The 20410-nt window shown below is 46.9% G+C and carries 13 protein-coding genes and 1 riboswitch; all 13 genes read right to left on the bottom strand.

Features of this window, described 5'->3' with window-relative positions; genetic code table 11:
- Nucleotides 1–64: 64 nt before the first annotated feature.
- The 13 genes from WFI24_RS08195 to WFI24_RS08135 all read right to left on the bottom strand — a co-directional run bounded on the left by WFI24_RS08195 (nt 65) and on the right by WFI24_RS08135 (nt 20410).
- Nucleotides 65–1765, bottom strand: coding sequence for a ribonuclease J (locus WFI24_RS08195; protein WP_336759874.1), 1701 nt, complete (start codon nt 1763–1765; stop codon nt 65–67).
- A gap of 124 nt (nt 1766–1889) precedes the next feature.
- The gene (rhaA, locus tag WFI24_RS08190) at nt 1890–3161 is read right to left on the bottom strand and encodes an L-rhamnose isomerase (RefSeq protein WP_336759873.1); all 1272 of its coding nucleotides are present in this window, start codon (nt 3159–3161) and stop codon (nt 1890–1892) included.
- An 18-nt stretch (nt 3162–3179) separates the two neighbouring features.
- Complete coding sequence (locus WFI24_RS08185; protein WP_145317890.1) at nt 3180–5249, bottom strand: bifunctional aldolase/short-chain dehydrogenase; 2070 nt, start codon at nt 5247–5249, stop codon at nt 3180–3182.
- 183 nt (nt 5250–5432) lie between these two features.
- Nucleotides 5433–6365, bottom strand: coding sequence for a glycoside hydrolase family 5 protein (locus WFI24_RS08180; protein WP_442956205.1), 933 nt, complete (start codon nt 6363–6365; stop codon nt 5433–5435).
- 392 nt (nt 6366–6757) lie between these two features.
- Nucleotides 6758–9079 carry a beta-galactosidase gene (locus tag WFI24_RS08175; protein ID WP_336759871.1) on the bottom strand — a complete coding sequence of 774 codons (2322 nt, stop codon included), beginning with the start codon at nt 9077–9079 and terminating at the stop codon, nt 6758–6760.
- Nucleotides 9080–9121: 42 nt separating this feature from the next.
- Complete coding sequence (locus WFI24_RS08170; RefSeq protein ID WP_336759870.1) at nt 9122–12460, bottom strand: tetratricopeptide repeat protein; 3339 nt, start codon at nt 12458–12460, stop codon at nt 9122–9124.
- 173 nt (nt 12461–12633) lie between these two features.
- A complete protein-coding gene (gene treR / locus WFI24_RS08165; protein ID WP_336759869.1) occupies nt 12634–13344 on the bottom strand; it encodes a trehalose operon repressor in 711 nt (236 codons plus the stop codon).
- A 67-nt stretch (nt 13345–13411) separates the two neighbouring features.
- Entirely contained in the window at nt 13412–13525 is a 114-nt protein-coding gene (locus tag WFI24_RS34490; RefSeq protein WP_442956204.1) for an S-layer homology domain-containing protein, read from the bottom strand.
- 251 nt (nt 13526–13776) lie between these two features.
- The gene (locus tag WFI24_RS08155) at nt 13777–14799 is read right to left on the bottom strand and encodes an SDR family oxidoreductase (RefSeq protein ID WP_336759867.1); all 1023 of its coding nucleotides are present in this window, start codon (nt 14797–14799) and stop codon (nt 13777–13779) included.
- Nucleotides 14800–14896: 97 nt separating this feature from the next.
- Nucleotides 14897–15322, bottom strand: a complete 426-nt coding sequence (locus tag WFI24_RS08150; protein ID WP_336759866.1) for a cupredoxin domain-containing protein — start codon at nt 15320–15322, stop codon at nt 14897–14899.
- A gap of 205 nt (nt 15323–15527) precedes the next feature.
- Nucleotides 15528–16487, bottom strand: coding sequence for an EamA family transporter (locus WFI24_RS08145; protein WP_336759865.1), 960 nt, complete (start codon nt 16485–16487; stop codon nt 15528–15530).
- A gap of 108 nt (nt 16488–16595) precedes the next feature.
- Nucleotides 16596–16706: riboswitch (purine riboswitch) on the bottom strand.
- 147 nt (nt 16707–16853) lie between these two features.
- Nucleotides 16854–19073: a DEAD/DEAH box helicase gene (locus WFI24_RS08140; RefSeq protein ID WP_336759864.1), complete on the bottom strand. Its 2220-nt coding sequence runs from the start codon at nt 19071–19073 to the stop codon at nt 16854–16856.
- Nucleotides 19070–20410 (bottom strand): ATP-binding protein, encoded by a 1341-nt coding sequence (locus WFI24_RS08135; protein ID WP_336759863.1) that lies wholly within the window; start codon nt 20408–20410, stop codon nt 19070–19072. The genes WFI24_RS08140 and WFI24_RS08135 overlap by 4 nt, the downstream gene beginning before the upstream one ends.

Genomic DNA, 20410 nt, shown 5'->3' with positions numbered 1-20410 from the left:
AGCTTCCATCTTATGCAGGTTCGTCCAGACTATCAAGGCAAGGATAATCCCTATTCCTGCTGACTCATACTTCAATGATGATCGGTAAGATCATGGGTCTTCGCTTCGTTTGCGCGTAAATGTAGTGACCGATCTCGTCTTTCAGCTTTTTCTTGATCACATTCCATTGATTCACTCCAGCCCCGATTAACTCATCCATTCGGCTAAGAACTAACTCATGGATCTCATGCATAAATTCTTCCGAATCCTTCACGAACACGAACCCTCTGGAGATGATTTCGGGTGAGGCAACCATTTGTTTCTCCGTTTTGCTCAATGTGGTTACGATCACCAGCATACCATCGGATGACAGTTGCCTGCGATCACGCAATACAATATTGCCTACATCACCCATGATCAGACCGTCCACGAGACTGTTTCCTGAAGCAATTTTGGGACCAGGAGAAGCCACGCCGTCTTTGTACTGAACCATATCTCCGTTATTCACAATAAAGACATGATCACGCTCTATACCTACGGACTCGGCAAGCAGTCTGTGCTGATACAACATACGGAACTCACCGTGGATCGGAATCAGATAATCCGGCTTCATGAGGGTCAACATCAATTTGAGCTCTTCCTGACTTCCGTGTCCAGAGACATGCATTCCTGCCGCACCACTAGAACCATATATCACGCGCGCTCCGAGAACATACAGATTATCAATCACATGAGCCAAATTGCGCTCATTGCCCGGAATAGCACCAGCTGCAATGATAACTGTATCCCCGGCCTCTACACTTACATGGGGATGTTTCCCTGTTGCCAAGCGGGACAAGGCAGCCATAGCTTCACCTTGGCTACCTGTACATAATACAACGACCTGCTCTGGTGGAAACTGATTGGAATCCATTGCATCGATTAATAATCCATCAGGAACTTGCAAATAGCCCAGATCACTCGCAACAGACACCACATTCACCATACTTCTGCCCAATAAGGCCAGTTTACGCCCCGTTTCGAATGTTGCATTAACAATCTGCTGAACTCTGCTGACATTTGACGCAAAGGTGGAGATAAACACTTTTTGTTTTGCACGGATAAAGGCATCCAGAATGTGGTCCCCTACGATACGCTCGGAAGGTGTAAATCCAGGCCTTTCTGCATTGGTACTTTCGGAGAGCAATAGTTGGACACCCTGCTTGCCAATCTCGGCCATGCGGTGCAGATCAGGGAAAGGTCCATTAACGGGAGACATGTCAAATTTGAAATCTCCAGTATGTACGACATTGCCTGCGGGGGTCTGAAAGAAAATACCAAGACAATCCGGAATACTATGACTAGTCGCGAAAAAGGAAACATCGATCTCACCCAGCGTAATGCTGGACTTGGCATCAATGGTGTGCAGATCAGCCTTGCGTAGCAGCCCATGCTCTTTCAGTTTAAGTTCAATCAATCCGCGTGTAAGTCTGGAAGCATATACAGGAATATTCATTTGTTTTAGCAAATAGGGAATGCCACCAATATGATCTTCGTGTCCGTGGGTAACCACAAGAGCCCTTACTTTATCCAGGTTCTCCAGCAGATAGGTTACATCCGGGATAATCAAATCAATCCCCGGCAAAGTCTCATCCGGAAACTTCGAACCACAGTCAATCACGATGATGTCCTGATTGTATTGGATGAAATACATATTCTTCCCTATTTCATTCACCCCGCCAAGTGCAGCGATATATAGTTTGTTGTGGGCTAGATTCAACTCTATTAATCCTCCTCTGCGTAGCATACTTGTGCAACACGGATCCATATTCCTAGTATGGAGTTTATCGCCTTACTTATGCATTTCAAAGTGATTATGTAAAAAAAACCACCACGGAATATTCATCCGTAGTGGTCTAGAAAGTGTAACGTTACACCAATGATTTATCACGTTGTAGCAATACCTCTTGTTCATAGGTTTTGATATCCGTGATCCATTGTTCGCGAACCGGAGCACCTTGCTGGGCACAATAATAGTCCCAGATTGCGCCAAACGGATAGGATTTGAATTCTTCCGTCAAGGCAAGGCGCAGCGTGTAATCCCCTTCCAGTTCGGCTTGTTTCAAGGCATCCACCGGTTCCAGCATCGCACGCAGAAGAGCTTTGATCGTATTACGCGTCCCTACAACCCATGCAGCAACACGATTGATGCTTGCATCAAAGAAATCCAGTCCAATATGAGTTGTCGTCAGCAGATCATGTCGAACCAGTTCACGTGCAATTTCGAGCAACTCATCATCCATAATGACAACGTGATCACTGTCCCAACGCATCGGGCGGCTTACGTGAAGCAGGATGCCGCTGGTAAACAAAGCAAGGGACGACAGTTTGTTGGAAATGACCTCTGTTGGATGGAAATGGCCCGCATCAAGACAGATTAACGTATCGTTTTGCAAACCATACCCCATATAAAATTCATGTGAACCCACCACATAAGCTTCCGAACCCAGACCAAACAGCTTACTCTCTACCGCATCCAAATTGTGCTCTGGATTAAGCGGTTCGCCGAATACTTCATCCAGCGATTCCTTAAGACGTTTGCGTGGAGTCATGCGATCAACCGGATTATCCTTGAATCCGTCCGGTACCCATACGTTGGTTACACAAGTCTGACCAAGCTGTTCCCCGAAGTAAGCACCAATTCGGCGGGACGCCTTGCAGTGATCAATCCAGAACTTGCGAATCTCAGGGTCTGGATGACTGAGCGTGAACCCGTCGCTTGATTTTTCATGGGAAAAGCATGTTGGATTAAAGTCCAGACCGAGTCCTTGTTCTTTGGCCCACTTCACCCAGTTCTCATAATGCTTCGGTTCAATCCGATCGAGTTCAACCTGCTCGTCTGTATCCGTGTAGATCGCGTGCAGATTGACCTTATGTTTGCCAGGAATCAGAGCAAAAGCTTGCTCCAGATCTTTACGAAGCTCCGCAGGAGTTGTTGCAGCCCCCGGATACTGACCTGTAACGGAAATCCCGCCGGTTAGCTCCCCATCCTTATTCAGAAAGCCTTTGACATCATCACCTTGCCAGCAATGAACTGAAACTTTGATCTCCGCAAGTTTGTTCAGTACTTGGTCCGTATCGATTCCGTGCTGGGCATACAATGACTTAGCTGCTTCATAAGCTTGCTTGACTTGGTTATCCATCCGCAAGAACCCTCCTATTTAACGTGTAAATGCTGCCGGTACACCGCCATCAATGGTCATCATGCAACCGGTTGTTTTTTCGGATTTCGAAGAAGCAAAGAATGCGATTCCTTCCGCAATATCTCTTGGATAGATATTCACGAGCAATGTCGTCCGTTTGCGGTAATACTCTTCCAATTGATCGGGCTCGATACCGTATGCCGCTGCTCGTTCATTTCTCCAGGAACCGTTCCAGATCGCTGAACCCTGTAGAATCGCATCTGGAAGAATCGTGTTGACGCGAATGCCATACTCTCCGCCTTCTGCTGCAATACAACGTGCCAGATGTGCTTCCAGCGCTTTCGCTGAGCTGTAAGCCGAGGCACTTTTACCTGCATACACCGAGTTCTTGGACCCGATAAATACCATGCTTCCACCAATACCCTGCTGTTTCATCAGCTTGAAGGCTTCGCGAGCGACGAGGAAATACCCTGTGCCCAGTACATTCATGTTCAGATTCCATTCTTTCAGGGACGTCTCGTCAAATGGGCTGGATGTGGCTAATCCGGCATTGTTCACGATGATGTCCACTCCGCCATACTGCACCGCAACATCAGCATACGCAGATTGAACGGCTTCCTCATCGGTCACGTCCATTTTCAGCGCATAAGCACGATTCGCACCGTACTGATCATTGATTTCCTGTGCTACCTTCTGTGCGCCTTCCAGGTTAAGATCAGCGAGCACCACATGTGCGCCTTCTGATACCAATCGACGTGCTGTTTCACTTCCGATCCCGCCTGCTCCACCTGTGATAAACGCCACTTTGCGGGAGAATTCCGTTTCTGCTGGAGCGAGAGACAATTTGTACAGTTCCAGCGGCCAGTACTCCACATTGTAAGACTCGTTTGCACTAAGCGATACGAATTGACCCAGGCTAGTGGCCCCACGCATAACGGCAATGGCTCTGTGGTACAACGCACCGCTCACTTGAGATAGCGCCCAGCTCTTGCCTGTGTTGATCATGCCCACACCTGGAATGAGGATCACTCGTGGTGCCGCTTCGAACATGACATCACCTTCGTTTTTGTTGCTCTCAAAATACTGCTGATATTGCTCTTTGTAGGCGGCAACGCCTTCCACCAGCTTGGCTTGCAAGCCTTCAATATCATCCGCATCCGGCGTCCAGTCAATGAACAAAGGTACAACTTTGGTATGTACCAGATGATCCGGGCAAGCCGCACCTACCTGAGACAATTGCGGAGAATCCGCTCCGCCCACAAAAGCAAGCACATCCTCCTGATCATCAAAGGACAAAATCATTTTTTTGCTATCCGATACCGCTCCACGAATCGTTGGCATTACACGTGATACGATCTGACGACGAACCTCTGGGGCAAGTGCCGGGTGTTTCACACCACCGAACAAGCTGCCTTCGTTCACCCGAGCTTCGATGAATGCTTCTGCTTCATTGATGATCTTGATTGTCTGAGCGTAACATTCTTCGGATGTTTCTCCCCAAGTCACAAGTCCGTGTTTTTCCATCAATACGAGTTCGGCATTTGGATTCGAGAATACGCTTTCAGCAATCATTTTGGATAACGTGAATCCTGGACGTACATAAGGTACCCATACAAAACGATCACCGTAGATCTCTCTCGCCAGTTCCTTGCCGTTATGTGCACAGCACAAGCTGATAATGGCATCCGGATGAGTATGATCCACATGTTTATATGGAAGGAACGCATGCAGCAGAGTCTCAATGGAGGCACGCGGATGCTTGGCATCAATCATGCAATGACCCAAATATTCAACCATCTCTTCATCCGACATGGATTCACGTTCAATTAATGGTCGAATGTCTTCAAGTCCAAGTCCCGTAAAATGCTTCGCTTCCATGGAACCGAGGTCAGAGCCGCTTCCCTTCACATACATTACTTCTACATCACGACCCCGAAAATCCTTTACTGTCGTTTTGGTAGACGTATTGCCACCGTAGATGTTACATACACTGCGATCAGATCCAATCAGATTGGATCGGTAGACCAATTGCTCCAGTCCTGTTGTTTTCTCAGATGCCTGCGATGCATTCCATAAACTCTGTACCATTATTCGTTTCCCTCCGATAATGTTTGTTTTATTCCTAATCCGAGTTTATCATCTTTGTTTTGTTTTGAAAACAAAAGATTTTATATATAAACGGAAAAATTCAAAAGCAACCATGGATTAAGCAGTTTTATAAAAAAAAACACCCTGACGTAACCGTCAGAGTGTTCCTGTTTCATCGGTGGATTAGAAAATCCCTGCTTTTACAGAAGTGTTTTTGATACCGTAGGTGTCATTAACGACGGTGTTACCAAAGCTGGTCAAGCTTCCGTTCGGACCTGTAGCCATGTCCAGATAGTTCAGATTGGAACTGTTTCCATACCACGACCAGGCAAGCCAGCCTACCCCTTTTTCCTGACCATATCTCATAATGGCATATTCGTCCACGTCACCATTGGTATGGTATCCCCCGAATTCACCAATGATCAGAGCCAAACCTTTGTTCAGCACATTCTCCATGTTGGCTTTGACCGTTGCTGCATCTTTACCTGCATACTCATACATGTGAATGGAGAAGACGGTATTTTTCTGTGCGTCGGCTGCAAATACACTTTGTCCATAATCCACGATGGATTGTGGGAACTGTCCCCATCCTGCTGCATCCACAATCAGCGTATTTTTAATTCCTGCATTTCTAAGTTTCGGAATGGCCTTCTTATATCCATCAGCCCAGGCACTTCCGTTCCATGTTCCATACCATTCATTGGCAATGTTGACGATGACCCGATCTTCTTTGCCAATCAAGGCTTCCTTAATACTAATCCAATAGTTCACTGCTGCGTCCAATGAATTATAATCATCTTTCCCTGTGGCATCATGTACTTCGAGTACGGCTATCATTTTATTTTGGTTGACCACGTTAATGATATTTTTAACAGCGTTCAGATCATCTTTGGTGTACAGGCTACCATTCGAAAGAACAATACGTACCGTATTGGCACCTGTTTTGGCGATTGCAGGGATAGCGGTATTCAGATCATTTTTGAACCAGGAATGTCCGTGATTAACACCTCTCATGACAAAAGCCTTGCCTGTGGAATCGTACAACTTGTTACCGCTTACATAAAAACCTGTAGCAGCAGACGCTTTGGGGGCTGCACTCCCTAATACCATGAACATGAGAGCAGCAATAACCGTGAAGATTGTACACTTTTTCAGATTGACCATTCGTTTGGAACCTCCTGTATTTTTTTTGTTATTTCAATTAACCCTGCTCAAGGCAATAAGTTAACTAAAATCGTTGATTATAGAAGTAAACAAAACCTAATTAAACCTAAAATAAAAAAACTTAATTAATTTATTTGTTTCTTGTTAATAAACCTTATCGATTAGGTTATGAAATTATATTAAAATGAAAACGCTTACTAGTCAAGTTGTTTTTACCATGATTAGGAAGTAATTATTCCTCACAAAAAAGAAGGCCCTCTCCTCATTGCCGTTCGGAGAAAGAACCCTCTGTTTAATAATAATAAAACCTTAGTTAACTCTTATGCTAAACTTTGTCTTCTTGTTCACGCCAACACCAACCTGACCCGGTAATGTGGTACTATTCGAATCTCGTTAAACGTTCCAATCTCCACACCATTAAATCGTTCAACATAAGCCTGATTCACATAACTCTCTGTCGTTCCTCTCCGGATTGGTGTTATGGACAGACGTAAAGCGTGATCGGCCAGTAAATGACAGGATTGCTTCAGACCAATCTTCCAGCTATGACCATACTGAATATGATCCGTTAACATCTGATGATGGATGTGAGCTGCAGCAACATCTCCTTCATAATCAATCTCAATCCATACATCGTCTACCTGTTCCGGCCATTCTGTGTCCAATCTCAGTGTTGCTGCATACTCTTTCGGATAATCAACCTCTATAGAAGGCTTGTAAGGCACAACTTGGAATGTGTACGTATCGAATACTCCTTGCTTAGATTGAGATGAGACAGCATATTCAGAAGCGGTAATCTGTTCTGGTGCCGGATAGAAGGATACCTCCATCTCTGGTTGCTCCACAGATGTACATATGAGCAACTCATTCTGTACATACAGATAACTGCTGCTAATTATAAGTCTCTCTTGTCCACCCACACGGAAACGGTAGGCATGCAAGGCCTCTTCACGGGTCAACGTAATGATTCGTATTCCCACACCATCCGATGTGGTGATTCGCAGATGATGGTCCTTGCCGGCAATGGGGTGTATCACAACTTCATTTCCCTGCTCCGATACTGTGCCTTCGTGCATTTCCACATTCGTAACAGATGCTGTATCAATAACATACTCAGGCGTCATGCCTTCATGGGCATAAAACACAGCCGTGAGCTCTTGATTCACCATAAATCGCGTCAGTGGTTGAACGGTAGCACTAATGATCTTTAGGCCATCCAGATTCATATGGAAAGGAAAAATAGCCGCCGATCCGGATTTCAGCTGCATCGTTCCTTCTCTTGGATATGAAGCAACCCCTTTACTTGAATGCAGTTCCAACTGAATATCACGATCAGGCAACGCCACATGATCCTGATAATTATTCATGAACAGAAATCCAGAGCCTGCTTGTTGCCGAACAGACCAGCGCAGATCCAACGTGTTCTCCGGGGTTATCGATTGTTGACCATCCGGTATAACACAGCCCATTGGCGCAAGCAACTCACCGTATGCTTCCAGGAACATGGACAAGGTACGAATGCGGTCATACGATTCACCAATACGTCCAAACTCCCCGAGTGGCGATTGGTAATCATACGTCATTTTCGGCAATGCCTGCTCATTCATATATGAATTTTTGCCTATCGGATTGGTCCCCCCGTGATACATATAATACCCAACCAGATTGCTGCCGTTCGCAAGCTTCACAATGGTCATCGCCTCGACACTGTCCGCATCGACAACCGGACGAGCGTGATAACTGACCTGCATGCCACCAGCAAGCTCGCAATACGCAGCAGGGTACTCCAGACTATCATAATCCACTTCTTCCACAGGATTCATATGCAGATCCCGGAACAGATACTCCCGGCTTGGAGGCTGATTGGGGATCCATGGTGTGTAAGCATACCCCGCTAGCATGGGTAACGTTCCTTCTTCAGGCACCGCAGCATTGCCCCAGGCCGTGGCAGTATAGAACATCGGCCTCATACCGACTTCTTCGGCAATATGGCGAAGCACCTTCAGATGTTCTCGTCCATCCCGGCCGGAGGAAATGTATTTTTCGCGTGTATAACCCCAGGCATCCATGGGTGCGCCAGCGTGCATGTACTCATTTTCCAACTGTACCCCAATCACAGGTCCACCCTCCTGGTGAAAACTGCCGTTGAGCTGACGGGCAATCTCCCGATATAATCGCTTGGCGTAATACAGATACCCTTCATCGTTCGACCTGACTTCGAATGGATAGCTGAATAACCAATCCGGCATCCCGCCATTACGCACTTCCCCATGACAGAATGGACCAATTCGCACGATCAGCGGCAGCTCGTGTTTGCCACACAGATCCACAAAGTGCCGCAAATTCAGATTTCCTGACCAACTAAATTCCCCTTCCTGTTCCTCGTGAAAATTCCAGAAGACATATGAAGCGACGATATTCACCCCGCCTGCCTTCATTTTCAGCAATTCTTCCTCCCACTGCAAGTAAGCGAATCTGGAGAAATGAAATTCACCAACCACGGGAATATAAGGTTTAGCATTACGAGTCATATAATAGTTGGTAAAATCATACGATTCCCCTCGTGGGCTTTTGCCGCCACTGCCAGTCATGCGACCCGCACGAATCTCTTTATCTTCCGCATCCAATATGAAACGAATCTGGCTACCTGCGATATTATCATTCATGAAATATAACTCCTTCGTTATATGAGAATATGGGTGGATCGATTATCGGTGGATGATTGCCCCTTGATGATTCGGGTTCTTCCCCAGTACCCGCTCCAACTCAAGTTTGGCTTCACTCGTCCGACCCAGTCCCAGAAGACCCAATGCCCGCATATACCGGCAATGTTCTTCATTTCGCTGATCTAGATCGTCGTCGAATACTAGAAAATCGGGCAGAGATACCGCAAAGTAATCCATTCGGATGTGATCTTGCATATGTCTTTCCGCATAATCTATGAGTTTGTTAAAGCGTCGGTTTGCTTCCTTCGTATTGCCCAGCTTCTGCCAAGCCAGACCCTGATAATAGATCCATTCCGGCGGCTGATCATTGTAGAACATCGCGCTTGCAGGTTCGTTCAGGCCGATCGAAGCTCTCTGGAAACTTTCCTCGGCGTCCTGTATATTGTTCATCTGATGATATGCACAGCCAAGGTAATAGTACAATGGATTGTCACCGGCTCCCTCCAGCTTGCCCTCACCCAGATTCTCCGGATATTCCAAAGCTTTCTGTAACAGTTCGAACGCTTGTTCAGGTTGTTGTTTCTTCAAATTCTGCTTGGCCAGCTCCGTCAACGCCGCAACGTATTGTCCTGTGACCTTGCCTTCTCCACCTTCCCAAGGATGAAACCTCCTGGTCTGAAGAGCATTCCATGCTTCCTGATGGCTACCCTGCATATTCAATAAAGTTACCCACTCAATGTACAGATCGTCACGGTGATGTACCAGTTCCATGTGATCTTCCAGCTGTTTGATTCGATGCTCGCAGGAATATCCCATCTTCTTGCGCAGCTGATCCAACTCGTAGAAGATCCGTGCATCCTGCGAATCCAACCGGAAAGCTTCCTCCAATGATGCCAGTGCAAGATCAGGCCGATTCAACTTGTTATAATAAGCCAGTCCCAGATTCCGATGTACAGTCGAATATGCAGCATTCATCTCGCGTGAAGTTTCCCAATGGGAGATTGCTTCTTCGTAACGTTTATGATCATATAACCAATTTCCCAGGTAATAGTGAGCACGCGCATCATTCGAATCCACTGCCAATGCATCCTGAAGCACTAATAATTCAAATAGAGTGTTAGGAAAACAATAATCGGTTGGAGCAGCTTTCCCCTGCTTCTGACATTCCCGGGCCTGCTCCACATCACCCAACTGACGATTCAAGTAGGCTTGAGCATAAGCAATCATGGGGTACAGCTGTGAGACTTCGGATTCAACATAGGAGAGAACCAATAGTGCTTCTTCCCACAACCCACTCTCTGCGTAATCCGTGGCTAGATTCAGATAATTATGAACGTCTCCTCGCATCAGACGATGGAAATGATCACGTACTTGCTCGGCTTGTTCTCTCTCTGAAGGTGTAGTTGCTCCGCTGTAGATTAGAACTAATTCATGTGCAGCTCCGAACTCAACCGGGTCCAATTCCAGTGTCTCACGTGCATATTGGATGGCAGTTAAGTCCTGGCCCATTCGGCGTAGAAGAGCCACCTTCAGATGACGACCCTTATAATTCCTGGCGTTACGGATCAACGAACGTTCAATGTGAGCCATCGCTTCCTTGTCCCTATGTTGCGCTGTATCTATCTGAGCGAGCATATAATAGCCGCTATCTTGATACTGGGCAGACCATACGGCTTTATACAGTGCTGCGTAGGCTTCTTCCTGTTTCGCCTGTAGTTTCAGACACAGACCGAGCTGATAATAAGCTTCACTATCATATGGATTCGTATTTTTCCACGTAAGTGACTCTACCGCCTGTGTGAAATGTCTCTCTGCATCTTGAAACAACCCTCTCCGCAGCAGCAATGTACCATACGCAATGTTCAGACGAATATCCGTTGCATCACGCTTCAACCCTTCCAGATAATAAGATTCCGGTTCATACGTGGCATGCCGATATTGCTCCAGATGCAGACCCGCCAGATATAGTTGTTCATTGGTCCGAATTTCGGACGGGAGCGGGAGTGGTTTGGCCGGATCAGGTACTTCCTGAATCTCAGACCGTTCAGGCTGATAGGCCACAAGCAGTTTTCCTTCCACAGTTCGAACAGTTAACTGCACCTGATACCATTCGTCGTGCCCACTCCAAAGAAATGAGGTTTGATATACTTGCGTGGGTGAGATGTTACATCTGTCCTGGAGATACACCGCGGTCGAGCCTTTTACTTCAACGGTCACTTGTTCAAAAACCGACGTTGCATATACCATCACGGTTACCATTCCTGTCGTTTCGTCCATTTCCAGATTAACCGCTGCATCAATCGTTGCATTTTTGACCATGCCAATTCCTTTATACGGCATAAAATACTGCGAGAATGATTTGGCTTCATAAGGCTGTAACCACGTAAAATCAGGCTGATTATCGGTATAGATACCTGTCATTAATTCAATATATGGTCCATCCTCGTCCGTTAACTGGCGATCCCAGGCTTGCCCGAATGCCCCATTCCCCCAGGTCCATTGTTTCTTGCCCGGTGAGATATGGTGATTGGCTACATGCAACAAACCAGCCTGAACTCCATGGTCATAGCCGCCTACGAAATTATAATTCGACTTATACGCCATGTAAGATGTAGGGACCGGTATATTTTTGTAACGTGAAATATCCACGCCTTCGGAATAATCCATCTTATAGTACGTGCCTGTTGCAATGGGAAACCGGGATACATCCCGTTTGCCATGATCCAGCACAGCCGTTACATCTGGTGGAAATACAGATTGGGTATGATCATTGACGGCCACAGCCGGATTGGCCCACCAGAGAAAAGTTTGAGGTGCGGTGGTCCGATTATATACCTCGGCATGAATTTCAAGATAGGCTTTGCCCGGATGCAATGTGAAGCCCGCAGTCATTTTGGTACCATACATGCGATCAATTTCACCTACCCATACGGTAGCGCTTCCATCTTCATTACTGGCAAATGTATAGTCTACCGGACCAAACGTATTCGGCCGATGATGCTGTGGCCAGTTGAATTCAATTCCCCCTGAGATCCATGGCCCTGCCAGACCCACAAGCGCGGGTTTAATCACCCGGTTATAATATACAAAATCGTAATCGTTAGTCCGATCCAGCGCACGGTAGATCCGACCACCCAGTTCTGGCATCATCTCAATACGTACATATTCATTTTCGAGAATAACTAATCGATAAGATTGCATTTCTGCTTCATCTTCAATGCTGTCGATCACGGGATGCGGATACACCTTACCCGAACTCCCCTGATAGATTCGCTTTTCAAGAAACATCGGATTTTTGTCCGGTTTACCTGTACCATAGGTTGGAATATCTCTGCTTTCTTCCCATATGCGAACGTTCGATTTCGCTGTCACGTGATTCAATTCCCTCACTCCTTGGCCTCGTGTATATTATGATCATACGCTCCAGCATGAAGGAAAAACATTGACATTAAGCGGTTCTTGATGGACGATCTTCGGATTCCCCTACAACCAAAGAGAGTACCTATCCACCCAATAAAGCAGTGAAAGGTACTCTCTGATCGATTCTGTTTAACTCATCTGCGGCGTGCAAAATCCACAAATCTGAACTTGTCCGGTCGATGCCTCGACTCCGTATACTGAAATTGACTGGCATCCTCCAGGTACACCTGGCTCCTCACCACAACCACATTGTGGAACCCTTCGAGATCAAGTAATTCCCTGTCCTCCGCAGTGGGTTCTTCCACCAAAATTTCCTTCTTGGCAAATGAAATGGACAGACCCAACTCCTGTTCAATGTACTCATAGATGGAATCATTACAGATCTCTTTGCTGAGACCCGGAACAAGTCGCTGGCTGATGTAATCTTTGTCCAGAATGACGTGTTCTCCATCCACTTTGCGCACACGTCTGATCTCCCAGACCTGTTCATTCAGACCAAAGTTGATCTTCTTGTACAGCGCCTGATCCACTTGTTGCTCCTCGAAAACTTTCACATACGTTTGAGCTCGATGCCCCATTTTTTTGGCTAATTCCTTGAAGCTAACCAGACCTGAGATGGGAAAATCGATCTTGCGAATGTCGAGTACAATCGAGCCCTTGCCTTGAATCTTCTGAATATAACCTTCTTCGTACAACATTTTCAGCGCTTTGCGAATGGTCTCTCGGGATGTTTGATAACTTTCCGATAGATCCAGTTCCGATTGAAGCAGCGTACCTGCCTCAATCTCTCCAGTCCGAATACGATCTGCAATGTCTTCATATATCCGGATAAATTTATTATTCATTATTCATCACCATTGTTCATTACCCTTTTTTATCATATTGGCAACCTATTATAGCATTAAAAACCAATCAAGCGGTAATCACTTGCATCAGCTTATTCAAACGGAAGATTAGTGCTGCCGCTTCGGATCTGCTTAAATGCTGCATAGGGCGGAAGCTGCCGTCCTCGTACCCCGTAATCATGTACAAGCCTGCAAGCTCCTCTACTTCTTCTTTGGCCCAGTCGGCCTTTAATTAACTGTTCCGCTTGTTTCTTCACACGTTTTCCTGATTTCTTCAACGTCTGCTCTCCTTTTTGGCACACAAAAAAGGGAGGCACCCCAACAAAGGAACGATGTCCTAAGTTGGGGTGCCTCCCCTAACAAGTGTCATTTTTTCTTGATTATACGATTCGGCTCATGAATGTAAACACTTGATCATGAACGTTTTACTGCTCACTTCTCATCCCTTATCTTCAATAACGCCTCGTCCAATGCGCCAACGACCTTGTCACACCATACATCGAATTCCGGATCTTCGGTCTGTAATTCAGGATGCGCCAGAATATGCTCAATCGTACGTCGAATGCCCTGATCGGCTCTTGTCGTTGCTACAAATTCTGGAACAAGCCGTTTCAGCTTGCTGTTATCGAACACAACGGTATTGGCTTTGTCCCCTAGCAAACCACCGCGGAGATCCTGGTCACTGCAAGCTGCCAAGAACTCGGAGGGTACATGTACCGCATGAAGTTTAACGCCCAACACGCTGGCAATAATCTCATGAATCTGATTCCACGTGACGGATTCATCTGAGGTGATATGTACCGATTCACCAATCGCATGGATATTTCCCATAAGCCCGATAAACCCTTTGGCAAAATCAGTATTGTGCGTAATGGTCCACAGTGATGTGCCGTCTCCATGAATGATAACGGGTTTTCCTTCACGTATGCGCTTGAGAACCTGCCAACTGCCTTGAGCACCATGAACACCGAGAGGTACTGATTGGTCCCCATACGTATGGCTCGGACGAACAATGGTCACGGGGAATCCATGCTCACGATATTGTTTCATCAGATAGTCTTCACACGCAATTTTGTTACGAGAATACTCCCAGTATGGATTCGATAATGGCGTCCCTTCCGTGATCCGGTAATCTGCCAAAGGAGTCTGATACGCTGATGCTGAACTGATAAAAATAAACTGCTTTGTTTTATCTTTGAACAAGCGGTAATCTCGCTCCAATTGAGACGGTACAAAGGCGATAAAGTCTGCCACAACATCGAATTCCAGATCAGCAATCAGTTCCGCTACGCGGGCCTCGTCATTAATATCGGCTTGAAGTACCTTGACTTCGGCTGGTAACTCATCATTACGGTTACCCCGATTAATCAAATAAAGATCACAGCCTTGCTGTGCAAGCATTTCTGTAATGGCCGTACTGATGGTGCCTGTCCCTCCAATAAATAGCGCTTTCATTTTCGCCACCTCCTGATCGATTTTACCCACTTTCCCATGATATCACGCACCAAAAAAAGGAGCAAAGCTCGGTAACCCGAAACCATGCTCCTTCTGCTTATACGACCTTAATCGTTGCGTATATCATATACATGCCGCAGTGAATTTCGTATTCTCCCTTGGGCAGGTCTTTGTCGACCGTATAATAGTTGGCTCCCTTTTGCATGTATAGATCCATGCCAAGCTTTTGTGATCCCACGGATTTGACATGTGTCACCGACCGGGTCAGAATAAAGTTGATTTTAGTCGGCACGCCAGCTTTCACCTCAATAACGTCGGGTCCAAAACCATCGTTGCTTACATCCACATCAATGACTTCATATCCTTTCAGATCCTCCGATGTCTCCGCTTGTGCAGTTACCGCACTTCTCGATCCCGGGGACAGGTCTTTGCCCATAAAATAAACCAAAAATGATCCAAGCAATACAACAACGGTCAGGCCCAGTGTTAACCATGGCCATGTTTTTCCTAACCAGCTTTTCATCTAAACACTCCTCACTCGATGTCCCATCAATATTCAATCCATAGACGGATGTATTCTTTAAGCATACCTGATTCGCATGACAATGAAAATGACCCCTCTGGGCTATTGCGATTGAGCTATATTACTTCATAGAAAAAAGCCTGATTTCTCAGGCTTATCTACGGGTATTTCCGCTCATGCTCCGCAATATCCCTTTTCGTATGAATCAGGAATAGATCGGTTTACTGCGACTGCGACTTCGTCTCATTCGTAATTTATACAACTCTGGCAGGGCAACACCAATGAGCACAATGATAACCCCGAACCATTGCAATCCGCTGACATGCTCATGGAGAACGATAGAGGATAACAATACTGCAATTGGAAGCTCCACTGCTCCCAGAATTCCGGCCATGTCGCCACCAATATGCGGAACGCCAATGGCGAACAGTACTGGTGGAATGAAAGCCCCGAAGAATCCGAGCAGTAGTCCGAACACCAGTAACTGACTCCAGATCAATCCGTTAAAGAGGAATGTCGGCGGGAACAAAATGCACAGCAGGATCAATCCGCCTGTAACCATCCACGCACTGCGGAAGGCCGGATGTGCAGAAGGAACTGCTTTACCGCTGAACAATACGAACAGGGAATAACTTACGGCTGCCATTAATCCAAGAGCAATACCCAGACCGTTAAACTCACCCAGTCCCTGTTCCAGGAAACCGGCTGCCAGCAAGGTTCCGCCGAACAGAATGATCAACGTCAGGAACGTGACTTTATCCGGACGTTGACGTTTGCTTATCGCTTGAATCAATACGCTAATCCATGTGAACTGGAACAACAGGATAATGGCAAGTGATGCCGGGATATATCGTAAAGATTGATAATAGACGAGACCTGTAATTACCGTTGGTGTTCCGGCAGCCATCAATAGCAGACGTTGTTTCCACGTCAACCGTTTGAATACCTGAGCCACGGCTCCTGAAGCTTTTCCAGCTGTTTGTGACTTGCGTTTTGTTCTAAATCGTGTGTATAGCGCCAGCATCCAGGATAGGAGAAAACCCGTAATCAGTTGTGCTCCCACAACCTCTCCAAGTTTATATCCTTCACCGTAAGCCAGAACCACAATCGTGGATAATATGCCATAGCTCATCGCTCCCGCGAGAACGGACAGATAATATTTCATTTGTGAATAAACCTCCTGATGATTGAAAAATACGTCTGCATGTTTGGTTCATGCCAAGGTCACAGACACCATCGAAAATGCAAAAAATCCTAACTACGAGCAAGGAATACATCGATTCCTTGGCATCGTAGTTAGGAAGTATAGGCTTCCCGTAGAGACCCTCGCCCTGTGTACACTTTCGGCCTGCGAGGTTATACGAAATGATATATGCAATTTGATGTAATTCGTGTGTGACGACTTTTCATATATTACATGGGAGGTGAGATGGTGTCAACCCTATTCCGTATAAAAAGTTGAACTACATTATTACACCGAGTCGCTTCAATCGCTGTACTATTCTTCGAGTACTCTAATTACGTAAAAACGTCATGTTCGATTGAAGCCTGAGGAGTCCCACTCCAATGTTTGCTGTAAACCTTCCTTCAATCCAATCAGATCCAGCCCATCCACGGCAAAAGCCTCGCGGATCAAAGGCGGCGCGACGAATTCATCATACTTGCCTAGATAAGGCGCTTCATCTTCAGCTAGTAACGCAGATGCGTCTTCAGCCGTTCGACACTCACTCATAATCTCGGCTAACAATGTTCGTTCATCGACCTTGCCGGACACTACAAAATAATAGGGCTCCATGGGCACAACCGAACGCAAGGCAAGTTTCTTGGACAGATTATGCTTCATCAAGCGCTCCAATGTACGGAAAGATTTACTTCCCATCCAAGGAAGAACATACAACGAATCTCCCCCTGCCGGAATCACGACCTGCTTCAACAGTCCGCTTTCACGAGCTAGGCGGCGCGCCCGTTCAAGTCGATTGACGGCTTGTGGTGACAGGTAGGGATAGATGGTCGATTCGGATAACACTTCACGCATTTTCTGTACCACCGACGTATGAATATCTCCTCCCGCTCCAAGCCATAACGTATCTACTTTACCTTTCGCAGACTTCACATACACAGCCTTGTGCTTGTGATCGACCTCTTCCACTTTCCACAGTTTGCCTGCGAGCGAGAAGCAATAGCCAGGTGGGGGTACGGTTGTAATCGAACCAATCTCTTCCGATCCGTTTAAAACTTTATGTTCCTCATCATCCTTAAACACTGCGTAGAAGCGATAATTATTCACAATTTTCTCACCTGTCAGACCGATGATCAATGTTCGATTCTCTGTCCATTGCAGATGATCCGTCTCAATGAGGTAATTCAGGAAAACCTGATATTGATCAGGTCTAATCAACGCAAATGGGGCCAGCGAAAGGATGGCTTCTGCAAGATCTCTCGGCTCCGCCTCCCCCATACTTTTCAGCATGCTCATCGTCTGATGGTAGAGTACACCTATGGGCATTTTGCGGGCTTCAAGCGGCTCGACCCATTTCGTTTTTACATATAGTTCAATAACAGCAATCGCACGCATCAACGTCCAGGGCATCCGTGCTGGCAATTGCGCTTCTTCATCCTCTTCCTCCGGACATACAAAGAGCATTTCCGAAGCCATGTCCTCCCGTCTACCCGAACGGCCCAGCCGTTGCACAAAACTAGACGCACTATACGGTGCACCAAGCTGAACCACACGTTCCAGCTCCCCCAGATCGATGCCCAGTTCGAGCGTGACTGTTGCCGCAGCAACAGCTGGCCCCGATCCGGTACGAAGGGCAGCTTCCGTCTCCTCCCTCAACATAGCCGAGATACTTCCATGATGCACATGGAATACATCACGTTCCTGTCTGCGAGCCGCAACGCGTCTCATCTCAAGAATGGTGACTTCGGCATCCGTGCGGCTATTGGTGAAGATCAGCGCTTTTTTGCGATGTGTGCTCTCATAGATGAAGTCATAGTAGGCTTTGCGCGCGTTATGAAGCTGTTCCGCCTGCTCTTCATCCTGTGCATCAGGAAAAGAGAAATGTTCCACTCGCAGTCGCAGCTTGCGCCCCCCCGGGGAAGAGACCACATCTACCCCCTGCTGCGTTCCGGCAGCAAGCCAGGCTGTAGCCGCATTATAGTCACTAAGTGTAGCGGACAAGCCAACTCTTCGCGGTGCACAGCCAGCCATTCGCTCGATTCTGGCAAGCTCGCTGAGTACCTGAATGCCCCGATCCGCTCCCATGAAGGCATGTACCTCATCGATGATGACATACCGCAGATCATGAAACAGTGCCGGAATCGCATTCGGGCGATTCATAAGCAGGCCTTCCAGCGATTCTGGGGTAATCTGGAGCACACCAGACGGGTTCTTCATCAGTTTTGTTTTCTCCGCCTGAGGTACGTCCCCGTGCCAATGCCAAACCGGAATATTGCCTTCCGATAACAGATCCTTAAGACGTTCAAATTGGTCATTAATCAGGGCTTTCAAAGGTCCAATGTACAAAATGCCAACCGATTTAGAAGGCCGTTCATACAGCTCGGTCAATGCAGGAAAAAAAGCCGCCTCCGTCTTGCCGGAGGCCGTTCCCGCCGCAATCAGCATATGATGCGGGGTATGAAAGCAGATATTGCAGGCTTCAATCTGGGCAGGCCGAAGCGAATCCCATCTTTTTTTATAAATAAACTCCTGAACAAACGGCGCCAGCCGATAGAATGGATTATCACTCATAATTCAAACTCCGCCAGAAAATCGTCCAGATCATCCGGATTCGCGGATGCATCCCCTTTTCCCGTTTCCTGAGGTTTGGCAGCCCGGTCACCAAGTAATTGAGTATAAGTCACTTCGGGATTCTGGTGGAGCGTATGCAGTACATCCATAAAGTCCCTTACCACTTCACGCGTCGTCAGCAATTCATCCGCACCCAATCGATTCACTGCCGTTTGCATAAAATCAACCAATTGTTCATCCGTGAGACTTGCGCTGTATCCAAAATGCAGGGCATGAATCTGTCGCAGCTTCTGGAGCAGTATCAGAATCTCTTCATGCGATAACATCGCCAGTTTCAGGATCGGGCCTGTATAATTCGCATACGCTTTGACTGCATAGCGACCATCAATAAGCCTGGAGCGAAGCGCTTCATAGCTGTATAGTCCGCGTCGTTCATCCTCTACAAATTGTGGTGTACCACCTACAAATATGCCCAAGTGCTCCGCCTTGCCCTGCATCGTATCATTGAACATGGTCAGCAATTTCTCATAGTTGCTTTGACGGGAAACGCTGTTTGTAATTTTGTACAGATTCACCGCTTCATCAACGAACAGTAGCAATCCCTTGTAACCAATTCGCGCTGTAAATTCAGACCATAATTTGAAGTAGTCATACCAGTTGTCATCGTCAATGATAACCCCGACAGCGAGTTCTTTTTTCGCTTCTGTTTTGGTTGCAAATTCTCCTCGAAGCCAGCGAAGAGCCGCCTGTTTGCGATCATCATCAGCCAACTTGTACCCGTTCCAGTAGGAAGCCAGTACCTTGGCAAAATCAAAGCCGTGAACCAGATTCTGCATCTCACCCGTCACCGCATAGATCTGCTTCTCTACTTCCAGCGGCAGAGCGGGGTCATCCGGGCGCAGGTTCTGACTCTGCATCGTGGATTGTTGCAGCCCTGCGATCCATTTTTGCAAAATCGGCTCCAACGCTCCCCCATCAGGTCGCGTGCGTGTAGACAGACGAGTCATCAGCTCACGGTATGTGGCAAGTCCCTGACCTTTGGTACCCACCAATCGTCGCTCCGGAGACAGATCCGCATCCGCCACAACGAAATCGCGATCCATGGCATAGTTACGAATCATTTGCAAAAGAAAGCTTTTACCACTGCCGTAACGGCCGGTGATGAGCTTGAACGCTGCGCCGCCCTCGGCGATATTGTCCATATCTCGCAAGATCGCGTCCACTTCAGCCTTACGACCAACAGCAATCTGCTCCAGTCCTATGCGCGGGACAACACCCGCTGTCAATGAATTTACAAGTGCGGTGGTCAACCGCTTTGGTATTTTAAGTTCTGTCAC

Source organism: Paenibacillus sp. USHLN196 (assembly GCF_037144955.1).
GTDB lineage: Bacteria > Bacillota > Bacilli > Paenibacillales > Paenibacillaceae > Paenibacillus > Paenibacillus xylanexedens_C.
Note: the sequence above shows the minus strand (reverse complement) of the source record. Positions and strands in the feature narration are given on the sequence as shown.